Source organism: Brevundimonas sp. NPDC090276 (assembly GCF_044772165.1).
In the GTDB taxonomy this organism is placed as follows: domain Bacteria; phylum Pseudomonadota; class Alphaproteobacteria; order Caulobacterales; family Caulobacteraceae; genus Brevundimonas.
The window spans coordinates 735186-755816 of the sequence record NZ_JBIVYK010000001.1; the positions used below are offsets into that span (position 1 = coordinate 735186).

The 20631-nt window shown below is 67.3% G+C and carries 20 protein-coding genes; 8 read left to right on the forward strand and 12 right to left on the reverse strand.

Annotated features, from left to right (window positions below; all coding sequences use genetic code 11):
• Positions 1–2 precede the first annotated feature (2 nt).
• The 3 genes from carB to ACIQTU_RS03510 all read right to left on the reverse strand — a co-directional run bounded on the left by carB (position 3) and on the right by ACIQTU_RS03510 (position 4456).
• The gene (gene carB / locus ACIQTU_RS03500) at positions 3–3302 is read right to left on the reverse strand and encodes a carbamoyl-phosphate synthase large subunit (protein ID WP_400542380.1); all 3300 of its coding nucleotides are present in this window, start codon (positions 3300–3302) and stop codon (positions 3–5) included.
• Between the two features lie 10 nt (positions 3303–3312).
• Positions 3313–3588, reverse strand: coding sequence for a hypothetical protein (locus ACIQTU_RS03505; RefSeq protein ID WP_400542383.1), 276 nt, complete (start codon positions 3586–3588; stop codon positions 3313–3315).
• A 163-nt stretch (positions 3589–3751) separates the two neighbouring features.
• A complete protein-coding gene (locus tag ACIQTU_RS03510; protein ID WP_400542386.1) occupies positions 3752–4456 on the reverse strand; it encodes an HAD family hydrolase in 705 nt (234 codons plus the stop codon).
• Between the two features lie 90 nt (positions 4457–4546).
• Between ACIQTU_RS03510 and ACIQTU_RS03515 the strand changes: the two genes are divergently transcribed.
• The 3 genes from ACIQTU_RS03515 to ACIQTU_RS03525 all read left to right on the forward strand — a co-directional run bounded on the left by ACIQTU_RS03515 (position 4547) and on the right by ACIQTU_RS03525 (position 8049).
• Positions 4547–5842 carry an amino acid permease gene (locus tag ACIQTU_RS03515; RefSeq protein ID WP_400542389.1) on the forward strand — a complete coding sequence of 432 codons (1296 nt, stop codon included), beginning with the start codon at positions 4547–4549 and terminating at the stop codon, positions 5840–5842.
• An 87-nt stretch (positions 5843–5929) separates the two neighbouring features.
• Entirely contained in the window at positions 5930–7090 is a 1161-nt protein-coding gene (gene carA, locus ACIQTU_RS03520) for a glutamine-hydrolyzing carbamoyl-phosphate synthase small subunit (protein WP_400542392.1), read from the forward strand.
• Between the two features lie 2 nt (positions 7091–7092).
• A complete protein-coding gene (locus tag ACIQTU_RS03525; protein ID WP_400542395.1) occupies positions 7093–8049 on the forward strand; it encodes a hypothetical protein in 957 nt (318 codons plus the stop codon).
• Positions 8050–8052: 3 nt separating this feature from the next.
• Here ACIQTU_RS03525 and ACIQTU_RS03530 read toward each other — a convergent pair whose 3' ends face one another.
• Together ACIQTU_RS03530 and ACIQTU_RS03535 are read right to left on the reverse strand one after the other, a co-directional pair.
• On the reverse strand, positions 8053–8517 hold the full coding sequence (locus tag ACIQTU_RS03530; protein WP_400542398.1) for a hypothetical protein: 465 nt from the start codon (positions 8515–8517) through the stop codon (positions 8053–8055).
• Positions 8518–8640: 123 nt separating this feature from the next.
• Complete coding sequence (locus ACIQTU_RS03535) at positions 8641–8898, reverse strand: hypothetical protein (RefSeq protein ID WP_400542401.1); 258 nt, start codon at positions 8896–8898, stop codon at positions 8641–8643.
• A 195-nt stretch (positions 8899–9093) separates the two neighbouring features.
• On the opposite strand from ACIQTU_RS03535, the gene ACIQTU_RS03540 reads away from it, so the two are divergent.
• The 3 genes from ACIQTU_RS03540 (at position 9094) to rpoD (ending at position 14265) form a co-directional block, all read left to right on the forward strand.
• Positions 9094–10230 carry a patatin-like phospholipase family protein gene (locus tag ACIQTU_RS03540; protein ID WP_400542404.1) on the forward strand — a complete coding sequence of 379 codons (1137 nt, stop codon included), beginning with the start codon at positions 9094–9096 and terminating at the stop codon, positions 10228–10230.
• A 126-nt stretch (positions 10231–10356) separates the two neighbouring features.
• Entirely contained in the window at positions 10357–12249 is a 1893-nt protein-coding gene (gene dnaG / locus ACIQTU_RS03545) for a DNA primase (RefSeq protein WP_400542407.1), read from the forward strand.
• Between the two features lie 75 nt (positions 12250–12324).
• Positions 12325–14265: an RNA polymerase sigma factor RpoD gene (gene rpoD / locus ACIQTU_RS03550; protein ID WP_400542410.1), complete on the forward strand. Its 1941-nt coding sequence runs from the start codon at positions 12325–12327 to the stop codon at positions 14263–14265.
• Positions 14266–14316: 51 nt separating this feature from the next.
• Here the strand turns inward: rpoD and ACIQTU_RS03555 are convergent, their stop codons facing one another.
• The 5 genes from ACIQTU_RS03555 to ACIQTU_RS03575 all read right to left on the reverse strand — a co-directional run bounded on the left by ACIQTU_RS03555 (position 14317) and on the right by ACIQTU_RS03575 (position 16600).
• A complete protein-coding gene (locus ACIQTU_RS03555) occupies positions 14317–14664 on the reverse strand; it encodes a DUF1428 domain-containing protein (RefSeq protein ID WP_400542413.1) in 348 nt (115 codons plus the stop codon).
• A gap of 35 nt (positions 14665–14699) precedes the next feature.
• Positions 14700–15047, reverse strand: a complete 348-nt coding sequence (locus ACIQTU_RS03560) for a DUF1428 domain-containing protein (protein WP_400542416.1) — start codon at positions 15045–15047, stop codon at positions 14700–14702.
• Positions 15048–15188: 141 nt separating this feature from the next.
• Positions 15189–15680 carry a VOC family protein gene (locus ACIQTU_RS03565; RefSeq protein ID WP_400542419.1) on the reverse strand — a complete coding sequence of 164 codons (492 nt, stop codon included), beginning with the start codon at positions 15678–15680 and terminating at the stop codon, positions 15189–15191.
• Complete coding sequence (locus ACIQTU_RS03570) at positions 15677–16153, reverse strand: SRPBCC family protein (RefSeq protein WP_400542422.1); 477 nt, start codon at positions 16151–16153, stop codon at positions 15677–15679. The genes ACIQTU_RS03565 and ACIQTU_RS03570 overlap by 4 nt, the downstream gene beginning before the upstream one ends.
• 3 nt (positions 16154–16156) lie before the next feature.
• Positions 16157–16600 carry a VOC family protein gene (locus tag ACIQTU_RS03575; protein WP_400542425.1) on the reverse strand — a complete coding sequence of 148 codons (444 nt, stop codon included), beginning with the start codon at positions 16598–16600 and terminating at the stop codon, positions 16157–16159.
• Between the two features lie 57 nt (positions 16601–16657).
• On the opposite strand from ACIQTU_RS03575, the gene ACIQTU_RS03580 reads away from it, so the two are divergent.
• Entirely contained in the window at positions 16658–17347 is a 690-nt protein-coding gene (locus ACIQTU_RS03580; RefSeq protein WP_400542428.1) for a winged helix-turn-helix transcriptional regulator, read from the forward strand.
• Positions 17348–17351: 4 nt separating this feature from the next.
• Here ACIQTU_RS03580 and ACIQTU_RS03585 read toward each other — a convergent pair whose 3' ends face one another.
• Together ACIQTU_RS03585 and ACIQTU_RS03590 are read right to left on the reverse strand one after the other, a co-directional pair.
• On the reverse strand, positions 17352–18101 hold the full coding sequence (locus ACIQTU_RS03585) for a YbhB/YbcL family Raf kinase inhibitor-like protein (protein WP_400542431.1): 750 nt from the start codon (positions 18099–18101) through the stop codon (positions 17352–17354).
• Positions 18102–18192: 91 nt separating this feature from the next.
• Positions 18193–18408, reverse strand: a complete 216-nt coding sequence (locus ACIQTU_RS03590) for a flagellar basal body rod C-terminal domain-containing protein (protein ID WP_400542434.1) — start codon at positions 18406–18408, stop codon at positions 18193–18195.
• Positions 18409–18633: 225 nt separating this feature from the next.
• Between ACIQTU_RS03590 and ACIQTU_RS03595 the strand changes: the two genes are divergently transcribed.
• Positions 18634–20619, forward strand: coding sequence for a DEAD/DEAH box helicase (locus ACIQTU_RS03595; protein WP_400542437.1), 1986 nt, complete (start codon positions 18634–18636; stop codon positions 20617–20619).
• Positions 20620–20631: the final 12 nt, after the last annotated feature.

Here is a 20631-nt window from a genome sequence, read left to right on the forward strand (position 1 = left end):
ACTCAATTGTAGGACTGCACCGGGCGGACATCCAGTTCACCGGCGCGGATGGCGGCGATGCCCTGGGCCGCGGCCAGCGAACCGGCGGCGGTGGTGTAGTAGGGGATCTTCATCATCAGGGCGGTGCGGCGGATGGAGAAGCTGTCGGCCAGGGCCTGCTTGCCGTCCGTGGTGTTGAAGACCAACTGGATCTCGCCGTTCTTCATGGCGTCGACGATGTTGGGGCGGCCCTCCAGCACCTTCTTGACCAGACCGACCTCGACGCCCTGCGACGCCAGATAGTCGTGAGTGCCCGAGGTGGCGACGACCGAGAAGCCCTGGGCCAGCAGTGACTTCACCGCCTCCAGGATGAAGGGCTTGTCGGCGTCCTTGACCGAAACGAAGGCGCAGCCTTCGGTCGGCAGGACGGTGCCGCCGCCGATCTGCGACTTGGCGAAAGCGCGGGCGAAGGCGGGGGCCAGATCGGCCTCGCCGTCACGCTTCCAGTCCAGGCCCATGACCTCGCCGGTCGAGCGCATTTCCGGGCCCAGGATGGTGTCGACCCCGGCGAAGCGGGCGAACGGGAAGACGGCTTCCTTGACCGCGATGTGGTCCAGGTCGTGGTCGACCAGGCCGAAGGAGGACAGCTTCTCGCCGGCCATGACCTTGGCGGCGATGGCGGCGATCGGCTGGCCGATGGTCTTGGCCACGAAGGGCGCCGTGCGGCTGGCGCGCGGGTTCACTTCCAGCACGAAGATGCGCGGGTTGTCGCTGTGCGGCTCCTCGATGGCGAACTGCACGTTCATCAGGCCGCGCACCTTCAGGGCCTTGGCCATGGCGGTGGTCTGACGCTTCAGCTCGGTGACGATCTCCGGGCGCAGCGAGAAGGGCGGCATGGAGCAGGCGCTGTCGCCCGAGTGGACGCCGGCTTCCTCGATGTGTTCCAGCACGCCGGCGACGAAGACGTCTTCGTCGTCGCACAGGGCGTCGACGTCGACTTCGGTGGCGCGGTTCAGATAGTGGTCGATCAGGACCGGATCGTCGCCCGAGACGCGCATGGCCTCATGGACGTAGCGGTCCAGCTGCTCGCGGTCGTGGACGATCATCATGCCGCGGCCGCCCAGCACATAGGAGGGGCGCAGGACGACGGGATAGCCGACTTCCTCAGCCTTCTGCGCGGCTTCCTCGGCGCTGCGGGCCAGGCCGTTCGGCGGCTGCTGCAGGCCGATGGCTTGCAGCATCTGCTGGAAGCGCTCGCGGTCCTCGGCCAGGTCGATGCTGTCGACGCTGGTGCCCAGGATCGGCACGCCGTCTTCTTGCAGGGCATGGGCCAGCTTCAGCGGGGTCTGGCCGCCGAACTGCACGACCACGCCGATCAGGTCGCCCTTGGAGCGTTCGACATCGATCAGCTCCAGAACGTCCTCGCCCGTCAGGGGCTCGAAATAGAGGCGGTCGGAAGTGTCGTAGTCGGTCGAGACGGTTTCCGGGTTGCAGTTGACCATGATCGACTCGACGCCGATGTCCGCAAAGGCGAAGGCCGCGTGACAGCAGCAGTAGTCGAACTCGATGCCCTGACCGATGCGGTTGGGGCCGCCGCCGAGAATGATGGCCTTCTTCCTGTCCGACGGCGCCGCCTCGCACTCGGGGACTTGGCCCAGGGCACCGGTTTCATAGGTCGAATACATATAGGCCGTGGCCGAGGCGAACTCGGCGGCGCAGGTGTCGATGCGCTTGAACACCGGACGGACGCTCAGGGCACGACGGGCGGCGCGGACGGCGGCTTCGGTCGTGCCGGTCAGCTCGGCCAGACGGGCGTCGGAGAAGCCCTTGGCCTTCAGCTTGCGGAAGTCGATCTCGGTCGTGGGCAGGCCCTGAACGCGGACATGGCCCTCGGTGCGGATCAGGTCGGCGATCTGACGCAGGAACCAGGGCTCATAGGAGCAGGCGGCGTGGACTTCCTCGACCGTCAGGCCGTGGCGGAAGGCCTGGGCGATGACGCGGATGCGGTCCGGCGTCGGGTTGCCCAGGGCGCGGATGACGGCGGCCTTGATGGCGGCGTCGTCTTCTGCGCCGGTCACGCCTTCGATCTCGATGTCGTCAAATCCGTTCAGGCCGGTTTCCAGACCGCGCAGGGCCTTCTGCATCGACTCCTGGAAGGTGCGGCCGATGGCCATGACCTCGCCGACCGACTTCATGGCCGTGGTCAGGTGTGGTTCCGAACCCGGATACTTCTCGAAGGCGAAGCGCGGGATCTTGGTGACGACGTAGTCGATGCTCGGCTCGAACGAGGCCGGGGTGACTTGCGTGATGTCGTTCTGCAGTTCGTCCAGGGTGTAGCCGACGGCCAGACGGGCGGCGACCTTGGCGATGGGGAAGCCGGTGGCCTTGGAGGCCAGGGCCGAGGAGCGCGACACGCGCGGGTTCATCTCGATGACGACCATGCGGCCGTCGGCCGGGTTGATCGCCCACTGGACGTTCGAGCCGCCGGTCTCGACGCCGATCTCGCGCAGGACGTTGATCGAGCCCGTGCGCATCAGCTGATATTCTTTGTCGGTCAGCGTCAGGGCCGGGGCGACGGTGATGCTGTCGCCGGTGTGGACGCCCATCGGGTCCACGTTCTCGATGGAGCAGATGATGATGCAGTTGTCCGCCGTGTCGCGGACGACCTCCATCTCGTATTCCTTCCAGCCCAGCACCGACTCTTCGATCAGCACTTCGGTGGTCGGCGACAGGTCCAGGCCGCGCTCCACGATCTCGTGGAATTCCTCGATGTTGTAGGCGATGCCGCCGCCGGTGCCGGCCAGGGTGAAGCTGGGGCGGATGATGGCGGGCAGACCGACGAAGGCCAGGGCCTCGTCGGCTTCTTCAATGTGGTGGATGGCGCGCGAGCGGGGCGATTCCAGGCCTAGCTTGTCCATGGCGTCGCGGAACTTCTGACGGTCCTCGGCCTTGTCGATGACCTCGGCCTTGGCGCCGATCATCTCGACGCCGTACTTGGCCAGGGCGCCCGAGGCGTTCAGGGCCAGGGCCGTGTTCAGCGCGGTCTGGCCGCCCATGGTCGGCAGCAGCGCGTCGGGGCGCTCCTTGGCGATGATCTTCTCGACGATGTCCGGGGTGATCGGCTCGATATAGGTGGCGTCGGCCACCTCCGGGTCGGTCATGATGGTGGCGGGGTTCGAGTTGACCAGGATGACCCGGTAACCCTCGGCCTTCAGCGCCTTGCAGGCCTGAACGCCGGAATAATCGAACTCACACGCCTGGCCGATGACGATCGGGCCGGCGCCGATGATCAGGATGGACTGGATGTCTGTGCGCTTGGGCATCGGCGTCTACTCAGTTCGTCACGACCGTGCACTCCCAGCCGTCGTAATCGAGCTGGAAGGCCGCGGCCCAGGATTGCATCATGGCCGACACAGGCGAAAACGACGCCTCGTCGACCGCTATGGTCGTCTCCAGAACGGTCATGTCGTCCTGGCCCCGTGTCAGAAACCCGGCGCGGCGAGCCACCTCGTTGAGGTCGCCGTGGTCGCCGTCACCATAGAAATAGAACAGCGTATGGCGCGGGGTGATCCCGCTGTCGCCCTGCTCGGCCAGAGCAGCGCGCACCATAGCATCCTTTTCCTCATGGCTGGTCAGCGGCGGGCTCCACGCGCGCGAAGAAACCGGACGCAGGGCGAGCCCCCGCGACCGATCCGTTCAGGTTGTCGGTTAAGCGGTCCGTTTAGAGACGAGGGGCCGGGGGGGCAAGGGCCGGAATAAGGCGCTTGTGGATTCAATCGGCGCGGTCGATCGCAGCGATCCAGTCGGGCAGTTCGCCGATGCGGCTGAGGCTGACGTAGCGGGGGTGGCCTTCGGGCGCGTCGGCCAGTTCGTGGGCCCAGGTGATCTCATAGGGGATGTGGGCGGCGAAGGCGCCGGCCTCGATGGCGGGCAGGACGTCGGACTTCATCGAGTTGCCGGCCATGACGGCCTCGGCCGCGCCGGTGCCGTGGCGGGCGAAGACGCGGTCATAGGTGGAGCGGTCCTTCTCGGACACGATCTCGACGGCGGCGAACAGGTCGCCCAGGCCCGACGCCGCCAGCTTGCGCTCCTGATCCATCAGGTCGCCCTTGGTGATCAGGACCAGGCGGTACTTCTCGGACAGTTCGGCCAGAACCTCGTCGACGCCGGGCAGGGTCTCGACCGGGTGGGCCAGCATCTCGCGACCGGCGGCCAGGATCTCGCGGATGATGTGGGGCGGGGCGGCGCCGTCGCACAGCTCCATGGCCGTCTCCAGCATCGACAGGGTGAAGCCCTTCACGCCGTAGCCGTAGAGCCGCAGGTTGCGCCGCTCGACCTCGGCCAGACGCCCCATCATCACCGGCTCGTCGGCGTGGTCGGCCAGCAAGTCCACGAACCGCTTCTGGCTCAGGCGGAAGATGGTCTCGTTGTGCCAGAGGGTGTCGTCGGCATCGAGGCCGACCGTGGTGATGGTCATGGGGGAGGCTCCAGAATCTTCGGCGGCTTCTAGCGGAAGCCCGACGCGATATCACGCGACGGGTGCGACATTTCGGTCTATGCGGCGCAGATGACCCAGACGGAAATCCTGCCTGACCCGCCGCACCGCATCGGATGGGCGCTCGCCGCCCTCGTTGTGGCCGGCAACATGATCGGTTCGGGCGTCTATCTGCTGCCCGCGACCCTGGCGCCGACGGGCAGCAGCAGCATCATCGGCTGGCTGATCTGCGGTCTGGGGGCCGTCACGCTTGCCCTGGTGTTCGGCGGTCTGGGCCGGATGCAGCCGGACGCCGATGGTCTGTCGGACTTCACCCGGCGCGGCATGGGCCGCTTCATCGGCTATCAGACGGGGCTGGCCTACTGGGCCGCCTGTCTGGCGGGCAATGTGGCGCTCGCCGTGGCGGGCACCGGTTATCTGGCCTTCTTCATTCCGGCGCTGAAGGAGCCTTTGTGGGCGGCGGTCAGCAACCTGGCCCTGATCTGGCTGACGACGGCGGCCTACGCCTCGGGCGCCAAGACCGCCGCGCGGTTCGGGGCCATTACGCTGGGCCTCGGCCTCATCCCGATCGTCCTGGCCATTATCGCCGGGGCCATGGCCTTCAGCGGCGACACCTTCGCGGCGTCGTGGAGCCCGGGCGATCAGCCCCTGCTGAAGACGGTTCCGGCCTCGCTGGCCATCATCTTCTGGGCCTTCCTGGGCGTCGAGAGCGCCGCGGCCCTGTCCAGTCTGGTGAAGAACCCGTCGGTGGACGTGGGTCGCGCCTCGCTGGGCGGCGTCGCCCTCGCCTTTATCGTCTATGTCGCGGCCAGCATCGCCGTCTTCGGCGTCATTCCGGCTGATGTCCTGGTCCATTCGACCAGCCCCTATGCCGATCTGGTGGCGCGGGTCATGGGCTCGTCCGTGGCCGGGCTTGTCGCGGCCTGCGCCGTGATCAAGGTGCTGGGCACCATCGCCGGCTGGACCATGCTGGCGGGCGAGACCTCGCGCGGCGCGGCCGAGGCCGGCTGGATGCCGCGCTGGTTCGGCGGGGCGCAGAAGGGCAAGACCCCGCTGAGCAACCCCATCCTCAACTGCGTCGTCATGAGCGCCATGGTCATCGCCAGCGCCCAGCCGACCCTGGGTCAGCAGTTCGGCGTCCTGATCGGCGTCACCTCGGTGCTGACGCTCTGCCTCTACGCTCTGTGCTCGATGACGCTGTGGAAACTGACGACCAAGACCGGGTGGCGGGCTCTCGCCGTGGTCGGCGTGGTCTTCTCGGCCTTCGCGGTCGCGGCGGCGGCGGGCGGCTATATCCTGCCCAGCGTCGGATTCTTCGCCCTGACCAGCCTGGCCTGGGTCTGGGTGCGCAAATCCCAGAAGATCTAAAGGTCCATGGGCGGTTGACCCCGCCCCGGCATCTCTTTAGTGACGCCGCCGTTTGTCTGCCCGTATTCATTGTTAGGAGCCTGCGCCATGACGACCCAGATTCTGTCCGGCGCCACTGGCGTCCTCGCGCTCGCTGACGGCACCATCCTGCAGGGGATCGGCGTCGGCGCGGTTGGTTCGGCTCTCGGCGAGGTGGTCTTCAACACCTCGATGACGGGCTATCAGGAAATTCTGACCGACCCCTCCTACATGAGCCAGATCCTGGCCTTCACCTTCCCTCACGTCGGCAATGTCGGCGTGAACCTGGAAGACGTGGAGCAGATCGGCGGCGCGCCCGAGCGCGCGGCCCGCGGCGCCATCTTCCGCGATGTGCCGACGGAACCCGCCAACTGGCGCGCCAACGGCAGCCTTGACGCCTGGATGAAGACGCGGGGCGTGGTCGGTCTGGCCGGCATTGATACGCGCGCCCTGACCAAGATCATCCGCGACAAGGGCGCGCCGCACGCCGTCATCGCCCACAACCCCGAAGGTCAGTTCGACCTTGACGCCCTGGTCGCCCAAGCGCGTGACTGGAAGGGTCTGGTCGGCCTCGACCTGGCCAAGGACGCCTCGACGACCCAGGCCTTCGAATGGACCGAGGGCGCCTGGGACTGGCCGACCGGCTACGCCCAGCCTGTCGCTGGCGACAAGTCGGTGGTGGTCATCGACTATGGCGTGAAGCGCAATATTCTGCGCGCCCTGGCGTCGACGGGCCTGAAGATCACCGTGGTGCCGGCCGACACGACGGCCGAGGCCATCCTGGCGCGCAACCCGGACGGCGTGGTCCTGTCGAACGGTCCGGGCGACCCGGCCGCGACCGGCGTCTACGCCGTGCCGGAAATCCAGAAGCTGGTCGCCAGCGGCAAGCCCGTTATGGGCATCTGCCTGGGCCACCAGATGCTGGCCATCGCCCTGGGCGCCAAGACCATGAAGATGGAGCAGGGCCACCACGGCGCCAACCACCCGGTCAAGGACCTGACCACGGGCAAGGTCGAGATCGTGTCGATGAACCACGAGTTCACCGTCGACCGCGACAGCCTGCCGGACACGGTGGTCGAGACCCACGTCTCGCTGTTCGACGGCACCAACTGCGGCATCGCCCTGAAGGACAAGCCGGTGTTCAGCGTCCAGCACCACCCTGAAGCCTCGTCGGGTCCGATCGACAGCCTGTACCTGTTCAACCGCTTCGCCGACGCGATGAAGGCCTGAGGATGACGGCGCCTGCGGCGAAGTCGGCCTATCTGGACTGGCTCGCCGGGGCGATACTGGGCGAGCGTGGGGCCGGGGTTTCCGGGGCGGCGGGCGATCTGATCCTGGGCTACGCCACCGGCTATGACGCCGCTGACGTGGCCCCGTTCGTGCGCTCGTTGCGGGCGGTGTTCGACGGTGCGGTGGTCTTGGTCGTGGATCAGGACCCTGACCTGCTGGCCTTCCTGGCGGACAACCGCATCGAGGCCGTGGCGCCGATGACGGTCGAGACCTGGGTCCCGCATCCGGTGGTGGCGCGTTTCGCCGCCTTTGACCGCCTGATGAGCGAACGCCCCCAGGCGCGCAATGTCCTGCTGACCGACGTGCGCGACGTGGTCTTCCAGGCCCCGCCGTTCGAGCCCCAGCCGCAAGGTCTGGAGTTCTTCAACGAATACGCCGACGGCGTTCTGGCCGACCATGCCTTCAACATGAAGTATCTGCGCGGCGTCGGCGGCGACGCGGTGGCGCGCGCCCTGGCCGACAAGCCCTGCCTCTGCGTCGGCACGGTGATGGGACCGCGCGACGCCATGATGCGCTTCTGCCGGACCTTGCTGATGTTGGCCGCCGTGCCACGCTCCGAGATCGGCGGGGCCTTCGGCGCGGATCAGGCGGCCTGCAACATGGCTGTCCATCTGGGCCTGATCGAAGGCGAGATCATCTCCAACTATGGCCGCGTGGCGACCCTGGGCCTGACGCCGAGCGAGGACCTGCGCGCCGTCGACGGCCGCATCGTCAACCCTGATGGCGGCGTCAGTCCCATCGTCCACCAGCATGATCGGCATCCGGCGCTGGCCGCCGCCATGCACGAGCGCTGGGGCGGGGGCATGGAGCGGCGCGAACGGGTTCGTCCGAAATCCTCGGCGGAACGCCGGCGCAAGCTGCGCGATTCGCTGATGCGGCGCCTGCCGGAGCTGCGCTGAAGCTCAGCCTCCGACGAACCGGTCGCGCAGCGAGATCGATTGCTTCAGCCGCTCGGCGCGCGTGGCCCATCGCTTGGGATCGGTCGCGGTGGCGATCACGCCGATGACCGCGCCGTCGTCGCTCTTGAGCGGGTAGGAATCGACGAAGACCGGCACAGGACCCGCGGCGCCGCCCAGCAGCCAGACCTCATCTGTGATCGCATTCCCCGAGGCCATCGTCCGAACCACCGGCAGATCCTCGATTCGGGCGATCGAGCCGTCCTGGGCGAAAACCTGGAAGCGGTCGGCGTAGTCGGCGGGCCGGGCGCCGATCGGGTCGCAAATCGCCAGCCCGGGCACGCCGCCCGTGACCATCAGCACTTCGCCGCTCGGGGCGGCGTGCAGGATGACCGCGCCGCCCAATCGCTCCGCCATCACTTCCAGAATAGGGCGAAGGAAGGCGGCGTGGGGATGATCGGCGTCAGGCATCTAGAACTCGGATAGGAATGTTCTGTCGGTCTGCGCCCGATCTCTGAATATTTCTGTAAACTCGTCAGGTGCGAAAGGGTCCGGGGCCCCTAGACCAAGGTCGAGCTTTGTCGCGTCCCGGTCTCAGGGCAGGGCGGCGAAGTCCGCCAGGCGCAGGGCGCAGGCCTTTTGCACCGCCATGGGCGCAGCCGAGATCCAGTAGGCGGCGTCGTCGGCGCGGCGAGCCAGCCTGCGCTCCAACCCGCGGCGGCGGCGCGCGGCGGCGTTCTCCAGCAGGCGGGCGTGCAGGGCCCGGGGCGAAAGGCGCGGGATAGCGGGAGAGCCGGGGACGGCGACGGCGTCGAGGCCTTGGGGCTCCACCGCCGAACGGGCGATGAACATCAGAAGCATCCGAAATCAAATCAATCCACAGGGTGTGGACAGTTCTGTTGTCGCGCCGGATTGGGTCCGCATTCGGACGATGACGGGGCGGTGGCGGCCTTCTTGGTTAATGTAATCCTAACGCGGTTTTTCGCGCGAGGAGCTTTCTCACCTGTCATGGATTGAGCCTATGGTGCTGGATCTTGGAGGATCCACATGGGTTTCAGCCTGATGCGGACGGTCGCGGCCGTCCTCGGCGCCGGTCTGTTGTTGTCGGCCTGCGCCAGCGGGGCGCGCAGCGACTTCGGCCTGAACGAGCGCGAGGCGGCCTCGCCCGTGGGCTTTCCCAATGTCCGCTTCTCCATCGAGGACGAAGCGGCGGCGCAGAAGATCGAACAGCAACTCGGCGAGGGTGTGCCCAAGGGGCCGGACGGCCACTTCGACCTGATCGCCCTGTCGGGCGGCGGGGCCAATGGCGCCTTCACCGCCGGTCTGATCAATGGCTGGACCGCCAGCGGCGCGAGGCCTGATTTCGAAGTGGTGACGGGGGTGTCGACCGGGGCTTTGGCGGCGCCCTTCGTCTTCCTCGGCCCGCGTTGGGATGAGCGTCTCAAGGAGGCCTATACCGGAGGTCAGGCGACCGGCTTGCTGAAAAGCCGGGGCGTGCGGGCTCTGGTCGGATCGGGCGTGTTCAGTGGCGAGCCGCTGCGCCAACTGGTCGAAAGCAATGTCGATGAGGCCCTGCTGGCCGAGGTCGCCGCCGAACACGCCAAGGGGCGGTTGCTGCTGGTCGCCACCACGGATCTGGACGCCCAGCGCGGCGTAATCTGGAACATGGGCGCCATCGCCGAGCGCGGCGGACCGGAAGCCCTGTCGCTGTTCCGCGACGTCCTGATCGCCTCGGCCAGCATTCCCGGCGCCTTTCCGCCGGTCATGATCCGCTCGCAGGGGCAGGGCGCGGTGTTCGAGGAAATGCACGTAGACGGCGGGGTGATGAACCCTTTCGTGGCCCTGCCGCAGATCATGTGGAATTGGGACGATGTGGCCGGGGTGTTTCAAGGCGCGCGCATCCATGTCGTAGTCAACGGCAAGGATGCGCCACGCTTTGCCGTCACCCGCGACGCCGCCATCCCGGTGCTGACCCGCAGTCTGGACGCGGTTCTGGGCGGCCAGCTGCGCGCCACCATCGCCGCCAACCGCGCCTTCGCCAGCCGCAATGGTCTTGAGTTCCACGTCGCCGCCATCCCCGAGGATTTCGACGGCGCCAACAGCCTGGATTTCAATCAGGCCTCGATGCAGGCCGTCTATGACCTGGGCTACGCGCTGGGGCGCACCGGCGAGGCGTGGAAGTAGGCTTGCGTCCGCAAGTGGCGCGGTTCTCCTCGATCTTCACAGGCTGTGGAAAACACAACCGGGGATGGCCATGTCTGACGACGCGGCGGCCCTTCCCCTCGTCGTCGCGCCGGAGTGTCTGAAGACGTGCGTTTCGACGATCGTTTCCTTGAAGAACTGAAGGCCCGCCTTCGGCCGTCCGACGTGATCGGGCGGACGGTGAAGCTCAAGCGTCAGGGACGCGAGTATGTGGGCCTCAGCCCCTTCTCCAAGGAGCGGTCGCCCAGCTTCTTCGTCAATGACGACAAGGGCTTCTTCCACGACTTCAGTTCCGGCAAGCACGGCGACATCATCAGCTTTCTGCAGGAGACTGAGCGGCTCAGCTTCGTCGAGGCGGTGCAGCGGCTGGCGGGCGAGGCGGGGATGCAACTTCCCGCCGAGGACCCGCAATCGGCCGAGCGCGAGGCCAGGAAGCAGGGCCTGACCGACTGGATGGACCTGGCCCAGAAATGGTTCGCCGCCAATCTGCGCCGCTCGGTCGGCAAGGCGGCGCGCGAATATCTGGAAAAGCGCGGCCTGCCCGAGGACCAGTGGGAGCGTTTCGGCCTGGGCTATGCCCCCAACGACCGCGAAGGCCTGAAGAACGCCCTGATCCAGCGCGGGGCGCGGCCCGGCGATCTGGTCGAGGCGGGGATGCTGATTTCGCCCGACAGCGGCGGTGCGCCCTATGACCGGTTCCGCGACCGGCTGATGTTCCCCATCCTGGACGCGCGCGGTCGGATCGTCAGCTTCGGCGGGCGGGCCATGAACCCCGACGACCGGGCCAAGTATCTGAACGGGCCGGAAAGCCCGCTGTTTCACAAGGGCGCCACCCTCTACGGCCTGCCCGAGGCGCGCCGCATCCTGGGGGCCGAGAGCCGGGGCGAGCAGGGCATCATCGTCGTCGAAGGCTATATGGACGTCATCGCCTGTCAGCGCGCGGGCCTGCCAGCCGTCGCGCCGATGGGCACGGCCCTGACCGAGGAGCAGATGGAGCGGCTGTGGCGGGTTTCAGCCGAGCCGGTGCTCTGCTTTGACGGCGACGCGGCGGGGCTGCGGGCCGCCTATCGCTCGATCGAGCGGTCGCTGCCGTTGCTGAAATCGGGCCGGTCCTTCCGTTTCGCCCTGCTGGAGGCGGGTCAGGACCCGGACGACATCCTGCGCGACAAGGGGGCGCCGGCCCTGCGTCATGCCCTCAGCGAGACCCGCCCCTTCATCGAGGTCCTGTTCCGCCGGGAGGCCGAGGCCGAGCCGCTGGACACGCCCGAGCGCAAGGCGGGACTGAAGGGGCGGCTGCGTCAGGCGGCCTCGGCTATTCAGGACAAGGACCTGGCCGAGCAATACCGGCGCGACCTGTTCGAGCGCTTCGACGCCCTGTTCCCGCGTCAGTCTCAACAGCAGCAGGGCCAAGCCTTCCAGCAAGGCGGGGGACGCCCCGGTCCGGGCGGGCGCTGGCGCGGTCCGCCGCCCAAGCTGGGCCAGACGGCCGAGGGCGCCCAGGCCATGCAGGCCCTGTTCCGCTCCATTGAGCCGGTGGCGGCGGCCCTGGCCCATGGCGCGGTCGATGATCCCGAGCGGATGGACGACCATCTGGAGGCCATCGCCCGGCACGGATTCGGCGACCCGGCGCTGGACGGGCTGGCGCAGGAACTGGTCCGGTTACGGTTTTCGGGCCAGAGCCTTGACTCTGCCGCGATCCGACGCCATCTGGCCCACTCGGGTCATGATGCCTTGATGCACGAGGTCGAGAAGGCGGCGGCAAAGTCCGGCGCGCCATTCCTGGCTGCAGACAAGCCCCTCGGCGAGGCGAGGATCCGGTGGTCGCAGGCGTTCGACGCTCTGACCCGCGTAGCGGCGTTGGAGCAGGCGCTGGCGTCAGCAAAGTCGGGCGCCCATCAGGCGTTCGACAACTCGGCCTTCACCCTGGTGAAAGCCGAGCGCGATGCATTGCGACGGGCCATCAAGACCGGAACGATTTGGGAAGACGCGGCTTCTTCGTAACCAACGAAGTTGTCGGGCGTTGTATTTTCGCCGCAGGGGACTGATCACCCCCGAGCGGTCGTGGAGACAGACTGAATGAGCGCGCAGACCGAGACGCAGGAAACCGAAGCCAATACCGACGGGCCCCTGCTCGATCTGACGGACGCCGGCGTCAAGAAGTTCATCAAGCAGGCCAAGGCGCGCGGCTATGTCACGATGGAGGAGCTGAACAAGGTCCTCCCGTCCGAAGAAGTGACCCCGGACGCCATCGAAGACACCCTGGCCATGCTGTCGGAAATGGGCGTCAACGTCGTCGAGGCCGAGGAAGACGCCGCGGAATCGACCGGCACCGATGTGGCCGCCGCCGCCGAGACGGCCGTCGCCGAGGCCCCGGCCAAGTCCGCCTACGACCGCACGGACGACCCGGTGCGCATGTATCTGCGCGAAATGGGTTCGGTCGAACTGCTGAGCCGCGAGGGCGAAATCGCCATCGCCAAGCGGATCGAAGCCGGTCGCGACGCCATGATCTCGGGTCTGTGCGAAAGCGCCCTGACCTTTGAGGCCATCATGGTCTGGCGCGAGGAACTGGCCAACAACCGCATCCTGCTGCGCGAAGTGATCGACCTGGACGCCACCTACGGCATCCTGAATCCTTCGTCTCTGCCGCACAACCAGCCGCCCGCCGCCCTGCCGGGCGCGGCCCCGGCTGAGGGCGAGGCCGAAAAGCCTGAGAGCGACGACGAGGACGAAGACGACTTCGATGACGGCGGCGGCATGTCGATCTCGGCCCTGGAAGCCGAGCTGCGCGACGGCGTCATGGAGGTTCTGGACGCGATCGCCGCCGACTTCGGCGCCTTCCGCAAGCTGCAGGACAAGCTGGTCGAGGCCCGCCTGAAGGGCGAGGTCCTGAACGCCAAGGACCACAAGGCCTACGAGACCCTGACGAAGACGATCTCGGATCGTCTGAAGACGATGAAGTTGAACAACAACCGCATCGAGGCCCTGGTCGAGCAGCTCTATGCGATCAACAAGCGTCTGATCGGTCTGGAAGGTCGCCTGCTGCGTCTGGCCGACAGCTACGGCATTTCGCGCCCTGAGTTCCTGAAGGCCTACTTCGGTTCGGAACTGGATCCGAACTGGTCGGAACGCATCAAGGAAATGGGCGTGCGCTGGACCAAGTTCAGCGACAATGAAGCGACCCAGATCGCCAAGATCCGCGCTGACATCGCCGCCGTGGCGACCGAGGCCGGCCTGCCGATCGACGACTACCGCCGCATCGTCCAGACGGTCCAGAAGGGCGAGCGCGAAGCCCGTCAGGCCAAGAAGGAAATGGTCGAGGCCAACCTGCGCCTCGTCATCTCGATCGCCAAGAAGTACACCAACCGCGGTCTGCAGTTCCTGGACCTGATCCAGGAAGGCAACATCGGTCTGATGAAGGCGGTCGACAAGTTCGAGTACCGTCGCGGCTACAAGTTCTCGACCTACGCCACCTGGTGGATCCGTCAGGCGATCACGCGTTCGATCGCCGACCAGGCGCGGACCATCCGCATCCCGGTGCACATGATCGAGACGATCAACAAGATCGTCCGCACCTCGCGTCAGATGCTGCACGAGATCGGTCGCGAGCCGACCCCGGAAGAACTGGCCGAAAAGCTGGCCATGCCGCTGGAGAAGGTGCGCAAGGTCCTGAAGATCGCCAAGGAGCCGATCTCGCTGGAAACCCCCATCGGCGACGAGGAAGACTCGCACCTGGGCGACTTCATCGAGGACAAGAACGCCGTCCTGCCGATCGACGCCGCCATCCAGTCGAACCTGCGCGAGACCACGACCCGCGTCCTGGCCTCGCTGACCCCGCGTGAGGAACGCGTCCTGCGGATGCGCTTCGGCATCGGCATGAACACCGACCACACCCTGGAAGAAGTCGGCCAGCAGTTCAGCGTGACCCGCGAACGCATCCGTCAGATCGAGGCCAAGGCCCTGCGCAAGCTGAAGCACCCGAGCCGGTCGCGGAAGCTGCGGTCCTTCCTGGACAGCTGATCCACGAAATAGATAGGGCGGCTCGCAAGAGCCGCCCTTTTTACTTTGGTCTCAGTTTTCGGCGATCAGGTCGAAGCCGGCGAAGATCATGCGCTTGCCGTCGAAGGGCATGTCCATGCCGGCCATGCGTTCGTCCTGCATCAGGGCCTCCCAGGCGGCGTCGCGTGTGGCCTTGTCCGGCCAGGTGATCCAGCCGACGGCCACGCTTTCGTTCGCCTGCAACTGAACGGCCTTCTTGAAGTCGGTCAGCTTGCCGTCGGGCACGTCCTCGCCCCAGGTTTCGGTGACGGCGGTCGCGCCCTTCTCGCGGAAGAAGGGGCTGACCTTGGCCGAATGCTCCAGATAGGCGGCCTTGTTGGCGTTAGGCACCGGGATGACGGTGATGTCTAGGAAGGGCATGGGGCCTCCTTGGTTGGGTTGGGATTGGGCGGCGGTCAGTTCTGGAAGACGGTCTCGAAGCCGCCCCACATCATGCGCTTGCCGTCGAACGGCATGTCCATGTTCGCCATGGCGGGGTCTTCCTGCATCTTGGCCCAGGCGTCGTCGGCGGTCTTCTTGTCGGGCCAGGTCAGCCAGGAGAAGACCACGACCTCGCCGTCTTCCAACTTCACCGACATGGGGAAGCTGGTCAGCTTGCCGTCGGGCACGTCGACGCCCCAGTTCTCCACCTGGGCGGTGGCGCCATAGCCCTGGAACAGCGGCCAGGCCTTGCGGGCGGACTCGATATAGCGGTCCTTGTTCTCGGCCTTCACCGGGGTCAGGAAGCCTGTGACATAGGCCATCTTGGGGTCTCCTCTTTGTTGTTGGCCCCTATCGCTCGCCGCGCGGCGGCTCGCTGCTTGAGGGGCGGGTGGGGATGGTCGGAGCAGGCGGTGATCGTGTCTTGGTCGAAAACGACAGGGCGGGCGGCTTAGCTTGGCTGTTCACCCAATCTTGTCAGCAGCGGCCTCGATGGCGGCGATGTCGATCTTCTTCATCGTCATCATGGCCTCGAAGGCCGCCTTGGCGCGGGCGGGGGTGGGGTCGCTGAAGAAGGCCATCAGGCGGCGCGGGGTGATCTGCCAGTTGACGCCCCAGCGGTCCTTGCACCAGCCGCAGTCGCTTTCGGCGCCGCCGTTTCCGACGATGGCGTTCCACAGGCGGTCGGTCTCGGCCTGATCATCGGTCATGATCATGAAGGAGACGGCCTCGGTCTGCGGGAACATCGGCCCGCCGTTCAGGCCGACATAGGGCCGCCCGGCCAGGGTGAACTCGACCACCAGTTCGGAGCCTGCGGGGCTGGACGGATTGTCGGCGGGACTGGCCGCCACACGATCGATGCGGCTGTCGGGCAGACCCAGTGAGACGTAGAACTCGGCCGCCTTCTTCGCCTGGCCCAGGTCGTACCAGATGCAGGGGATGATCTTGTCGCTCATGACGCCGTCTCCGGTGAAGCCAGACGCTCGGCGACCTCGCCCAATTGATCGGCGGCGGCGCCCCAGCCGGGCTCGAAGCCCATCTGGGCGTGGGTCTGCATGGCCCTGTCGTCCCAGTGGCGGGCGCGGGCGGTGTAACGCGTGCCATCACCTTCGGGTTCGAACGTGTCGATGCGCACGAAGTTCATCTCGCCCGGCTGCGGGATCCAGCCCTCGGTCATGGCGCCGGTGGTGACGATGCGGCGCTCGGGGATCACCTCCAGCACCACGCCGCGATACTCGTGCCGCTCGCCCTCGGGCGACTGCATGACGATGTCGGCGCGCCCGCCGGGGCGCAGATCGTACTCGACCTTGGGCGTGGTCCAGGGGCGGGGCGTGAACCATTCGGTCCCGTGCCGGGTGAAGGCCTTCCAGACCGTCTCGGGCGAGGCCTTGATGAAGCGGCTGACGCTCAGTTCGAACAGGTCGCTCATGGCTCAGCCGCCTCCGACCTGGGCGGCGAAGGCCTCGGGGCCCTCGGCGGCGGCTTCGGGGTCCATCCACATGACCTCCCAGATGTGGCCGTCGGGATCGGCGTAGCTGCGGCCGTACATGAAGCCGTAGTCCTGCTTGGCGTTAGGGTCGGCCTGGCCGCCAGCCCTGCCGGCGCGGTCGATCACGGCGTCCACGCCGTCGCGGCTGTCTTCCGAGACGCAGATCAGCACCTGGGCCGTCTTGTGGGCGTCGGGGATGGCGCGGTCGGTGAAGCTGGAGAACTTCTCGTGGGTCAGCAGCATGGCGTGGATGGTGTCCGAGAACACCAGGCAGGCGGCGGTGTCGTCCGAGAACATCGGGTTCTTCGTCGCCCCCACGGCCTCATAGAAGGCCACCGAACGGGGCAGGTCGGTCACGGGCAGGTTGATAAAGATCATCTTCGACATGGCGTTCTCCCTCTCTGATGGTGGCAGTCTTGCGTCTCCGTGTTATGTTAGTCAACCATGAAGTTAGAAAAGATAACTAAAGACTCTGTCGGCCGGTCGCGCCGCTACCACGACGCCTGCGGCGCGGCGCACGGGCTCGACCTGATCGGCGAGCGCTGGGCCTTGCTGGTGATACGAGAACTCATGATGGGGCCGAGGCGTTTCAGCGATCTGCGCAAAGACCTCTGCGGCATATCCGCCAACGTCCTGACGCAGCGGCTGGAAGGTCTGGAGGCCTCGGGCATCGTCCAGCGCCGCAAGCTGCCGCCGCCCGCCTCGGTCCAGGTCTATGAGCTGACCGACTGGGGCTATGAGATCAAGCCGGTCTTCATGGTGCTGGGCCGCTGGGCCGCGCGCTCGCCTCTGCACGACCCGACCCTGCCGATCAGCGCGGTCTCGATCATGCAGTCATTCGAGACCATGTTCGACCCGGCGCGCGCGGGGGACGCGACCATGATCCTGGGCTTTGTCCTGGGCGAGGACCGCATGGTTGTGAGCGTGGCCGGGGGGCGGATCGAGGCCCGACGCGGCGAGCCGGAGGAGGCCGAGGTGGTGGTGCGCGCCGCCCCGCCGGTCGTGGCCGCCGCCGTCTATGGCAAGGTTCCGCTTGAGTCGATGGAAGGCGAGGGGGTCATGAGCATCGAGGGCGACCGCACCGTCTTCGCCCGCTTCATCGACTTCTTCCACCTGCCGGAAAAGGCGGGCTGAACCTCTAGAGCCTGAACGGGCGCTTGGGGTCGGGCGCTTCGCCCCCGCGGGGGCGGGTCACCCCTTCGTCGTCGTGCGGGGCGTGGCGGTCGATGTCGCCGCTGTCCAGCGGTCCGCGCCCGGCCGCGAGCTCGGCCCGGGTGGCGTGATCGGTAGCCGGATCGACGCCATAGGCGCCGGTGCGCGCCGGGGCCGGGGCGTCGCCGATGCCGCCGGCGGCCTGATAGCGGCCGACCAGCTCGCCCTTGGCGATGGCGCAGCCCTTCAGCACATTGACCAGCTTGGCCAGGGACGTCTCGGGCGACAGCTCCAGCTTTCTGTCGAGGGCGAACAGCTGGAAATGGTAGTGGTGCGGGGCTGACCCCGGCGGCGGGGCCATGCCCAACCAGCCGTGCTCGCCCCGACTGTTGGCGCCCTGGACGGCGCCGGGCACGGCGGCCGGATGCGGTCCCTGCGGGATGTCGGCGGGCAGGGCGGTGAGGTCGCCGGGGATGTTCCACAGCATCCAGTGCACGCTGGCGCTCTCGCCGGGGGCGTCGGGGTCCTCGACGATCAGGGCGTAGCTCTCGGCCTCCAGCAGCCCGCTCCAGGCCAGGGGCGGCGAGGTCGCGTCGCCCGTCTGGCTGTGCTCGGCGCTCATCCAGCCGTCGACGTCCACGGCGTCCGAGGTCATCGCCAGGCTCAGGCTCTGATAGGGGGTGACCCTGGCGAAGGTGAGGGCTTGTCCCGAAGGGCCGGGGTGCGACTGGGCCATGCTTGATCTCCCTGCGAGGCGCAGGGAGGAAACGTGCGGCGCCGGGGATTGTTCTCGGTTCGGCTCGGACGCCTGCTTCAGCCGGTCAGGCTCAGACCAGAATGTCCAGCAGCGTCCCCGTCATCTCGTCGGCCGTCCGCGCCACGGCGGCGTTGGCCGAGAAGTCCTGTTTGGCGCGGATCTGCTCGACCGCCTCGACCGCCAGGTTGTCCAGCGAACCGCTGGCCGTGCGCCGGGCGCTGGCCTCGAAACGGTTGGCGGCGTTCTGCATTCCGGCGGCGGCGATGCTCAGGGGCGGGATCGTCATGATCGGTCTCCGGGACGAAAATCGAACTCTGCGGACGGTCAGGATCGTGGCTTTGAGGTCAATGACGCCTGAACAAGCGTGGTGAACGACGGTCTTTTTGCGGAAAACCGCCGCATCGGGGCCGTTATTGGTGTATAGAGACCGCCTCCTCATCGCCCGGCCGGCTGTTCGCCTTGGCCGGGCGCGGTCGTTTCGGCGACCGCCTTGCTCTTTTTCAGGTCGTATATGCCCTTTCCCGCGATCCACCCCGCGCTAGACCGCGCCCTCGTCAACAAGGGCTATGCCGAGCCCACCCCCGTCCAGGCGGCGGTTCTGGAAGCGCAGGGCGAAGCCGACATGCTGGTCTCGGCCCAGACCGGGTCGGGCAAGACGGTGGCCTTCGGTCTGGCGGCGGCTTCGACCCTGCTGGGCGACGCTGAAACCTTCGGGCCCGCCGACGCGCCGCTGATGCTGGCGATCGCGCCGACGCGCGAACTGGCGCTGCAGGTCTCGGCCGAGCTGGAATGGCTGTACGGCGAGTCCAAGGCCAAGATCACCACCTGCGTCGGCGGCATGGACGCCCGCAAGGAAGCCCGCGCCCTGAACTTCGGCATCCACATCGTGGTCGGCACGCCCGGCCGCCTGAAGGACCACATCGACCGCGGCAACCTCGACCTGTCGGCGCTGAAGGTGCTGGTGCTCGACGAGGCCGACGAAATGCTCGACATGGGCTTCCGCGAGGACCTGGAATACATCCTTGAGCAGTCGCCCGAGGATCGCCGCACCCTGCTGTTCTCGGCCACCATCGCCCGCGACATCGCCATGATGGCCAAGCGCTATCAGCGCGACGCCGTGCGCATCGACACCGTCGACCGCAGCCAGCCGCACAGCGACATCGAATACCGCGCCCTGCGCATCGCTCCGAACGAGATCGAGCACGCCGTCGTCAACGTGCTGCGCTTCTATGAGGCGCCCGGCGCCCTGGTCTTCTGCTCGACGCGCGACAGCGTGCGTCACCTGCAGTCGTCGCTGCTGGAGCGTGGCTTCTCGACCGTGGCCCTGTCGGGTGAAATGGGCCAGCGCGAGCGCACCGACGCGCTTCAGGCCCTGCGCGACGGCCGCGCCCGCGTCTGCGTCGCCACCGACGTGGCCGCGCGCGGTCTGGACCTGCCCGACCTGGGTCTGGTGATCCATGCTGAACTGCCGATCAACAAAGCGACCATGTTGCATCGTTCGGGCCGCACCGGCCGCGCGGGCAAGAAGGGCACCTCCATCCTGCTGGTGCCGAGCAGCCGTCGCCGCAAGGCCGAGATGCTGCTGGGCTCGGCGGGCGTCGAGGCGACCTGGGCCGGCGCGCCGACCGCCGACGAAATCCTGGCCAAGGACGAGCAGCGCCTGCTGGCCGCCCCGGTCTTCGCCGAGGAAGGCAATGAGGACGACGCCGGCCTGATCGCCAAGCTGGTCGCCGAGCGCACGCCCGACGACCTGGCGCGCGCCCTGCTGGTCCTGCTGCGCAAGGACCTGCCGGCCCCCGAGGATCTGGTCGATCCGGGCCAGGGCCCGCAGCGCAAGCCGCGGGCCGAGGCCGGCGACAAGTTCGCCGCCGGGGCCTCGCCCTTCGAGCGTCTGCAGCCAGACCAGGTGTCGTGGTTCCGCATGGACATCGGCCGCAACCGCAACGCCGATCCCAAGTGGCTGATCCCGATGATCTGCCGCATCGGCGGCATCACCAAGCAGCAGATCGGCTCGATCAAGACCTTCCCCGAAGAGACCCGCTTCGAGATCGCCAACACTCATGCCGAGGCCTTCAAGAAGCTGGCGGCCATGAACACCAACGAGGCGAACATCACGCCGTCGGAGGCCCCTCATTCGGGCATGTTCAAGGGCGGGACGCGCAATCGCCGTGACGAAGGCGGCGAGCGTCCCTACGCCAAGAAGCCCTTCCGTCGCGACGAGGACGGCGAGGGCGGTCGCCCGCCGTTCAAGAAGAAGCCGTGGCAGCCGCGCGAGGGTGAAGCCGGCGGCGAACGTCCGGCCTTCAACAAGAAGCCCTACGCTCCCCGCGCCGAGGGCGAGCGTACCGAGCGTCCGGAAGGCGCCTTCGCCAAGGGGCCTGGCGCCAAGAAGCCGTTCAAGCCCAAGGCGGACTTCAAGGCCGGCGGCAAGCCGGGCTTCAAGCCGGGCACCAAGCCGTTCAACAAAGCCGGCAAGCCCGGCAAGCGTTTCGACTGACCCCTGATCGCT

What these genes read in the sequence shown, in the direction of transcription:
- ACIQTU_RS03570 (WP_400542422.1), bottom strand. Translation starts at nt 16,153, where the DNA reads ATGAGCGACCTGTTCGAACTGAGCGTCAGCCGCTTCATCAAGGCCTCG.
- ACIQTU_RS03525 (WP_400542395.1), top strand. Translation starts at nt 7,093, where the DNA reads ATGACGGCGCCTGCGGCGAAGTCGGCCTATCTGGACTGGCTCGCCGGG.
- ACIQTU_RS03540 (WP_400542404.1), top strand. Translation starts at nt 9,094, where the DNA reads ATGGGTTTCAGCCTGATGCGGACGGTCGCGGCCGTCCTCGGCGCCGGT.
- ACIQTU_RS03510 (WP_400542386.1), bottom strand. Translation starts at nt 4,456, where the DNA reads ATGACCATCACCACGGTCGGCCTCGATGCCGACGACACCCTCTGGCAC.
- ACIQTU_RS03555 (WP_400542413.1), bottom strand. Translation starts at nt 14,664, where the DNA reads ATGCCCTTCCTAGACATCACCGTCATCCCGGTGCCTAACGCCAACAAG.
- ACIQTU_RS03530 (WP_400542398.1), bottom strand. Translation starts at nt 8,517, where the DNA reads ATGCCTGACGCCGATCATCCCCACGCCGCCTTCCTTCGCCCTATTCTG.
- ACIQTU_RS03585 (WP_400542431.1), bottom strand. Translation starts at nt 18,101, where the DNA reads ATGGCCCAGTCGCACCCCGGCCCTTCGGGACAAGCCCTCACCTTCGCC.
- ACIQTU_RS03560 (WP_400542416.1), bottom strand. Translation starts at nt 15,047, where the DNA reads ATGGCCTATGTCACAGGCTTCCTGACCCCGGTGAAGGCCGAGAACAAG.
- ACIQTU_RS03575 (WP_400542425.1), bottom strand. Translation starts at nt 16,600, where the DNA reads ATGTCGAAGATGATCTTTATCAACCTGCCCGTGACCGACCTGCCCCGT.
- ACIQTU_RS03515 (WP_400542389.1), top strand. Translation starts at nt 4,547, where the DNA reads ATGACCCAGACGGAAATCCTGCCTGACCCGCCGCACCGCATCGGATGG.
- ACIQTU_RS03590 (WP_400542434.1), bottom strand. Translation starts at nt 18,408, where the DNA reads ATGACGATCCCGCCCCTGAGCATCGCCGCCGCCGGAATGCAGAACGCC.
- ACIQTU_RS03565 (WP_400542419.1), bottom strand. Translation starts at nt 15,680, where the DNA reads ATGAGCGACAAGATCATCCCCTGCATCTGGTACGACCTGGGCCAGGCG.
- ACIQTU_RS03505 (WP_400542383.1), bottom strand. Translation starts at nt 3,588, where the DNA reads ATGGTGCGCGCTGCTCTGGCCGAGCAGGGCGACAGCGGGATCACCCCG.
- ACIQTU_RS03595 (WP_400542437.1), top strand. Translation starts at nt 18,634, where the DNA reads ATGCCCTTTCCCGCGATCCACCCCGCGCTAGACCGCGCCCTCGTCAAC.
- carA (WP_400542392.1), top strand. Translation starts at nt 5,930, where the DNA reads ATGACGACCCAGATTCTGTCCGGCGCCACTGGCGTCCTCGCGCTCGCT.
- rpoD (WP_400542410.1), top strand. Translation starts at nt 12,325, where the DNA reads ATGAGCGCGCAGACCGAGACGCAGGAAACCGAAGCCAATACCGACGGG.
- carB (WP_400542380.1), bottom strand. Translation starts at nt 3,302, where the DNA reads ATGCCCAAGCGCACAGACATCCAGTCCATCCTGATCATCGGCGCCGGC.
- ACIQTU_RS03580 (WP_400542428.1), top strand. Translation starts at nt 16,658, where the DNA reads ATGAAGTTAGAAAAGATAACTAAAGACTCTGTCGGCCGGTCGCGCCGC.
- ACIQTU_RS03535 (WP_400542401.1), bottom strand. Translation starts at nt 8,898, where the DNA reads ATGTTCATCGCCCGTTCGGCGGTGGAGCCCCAAGGCCTCGACGCCGTC.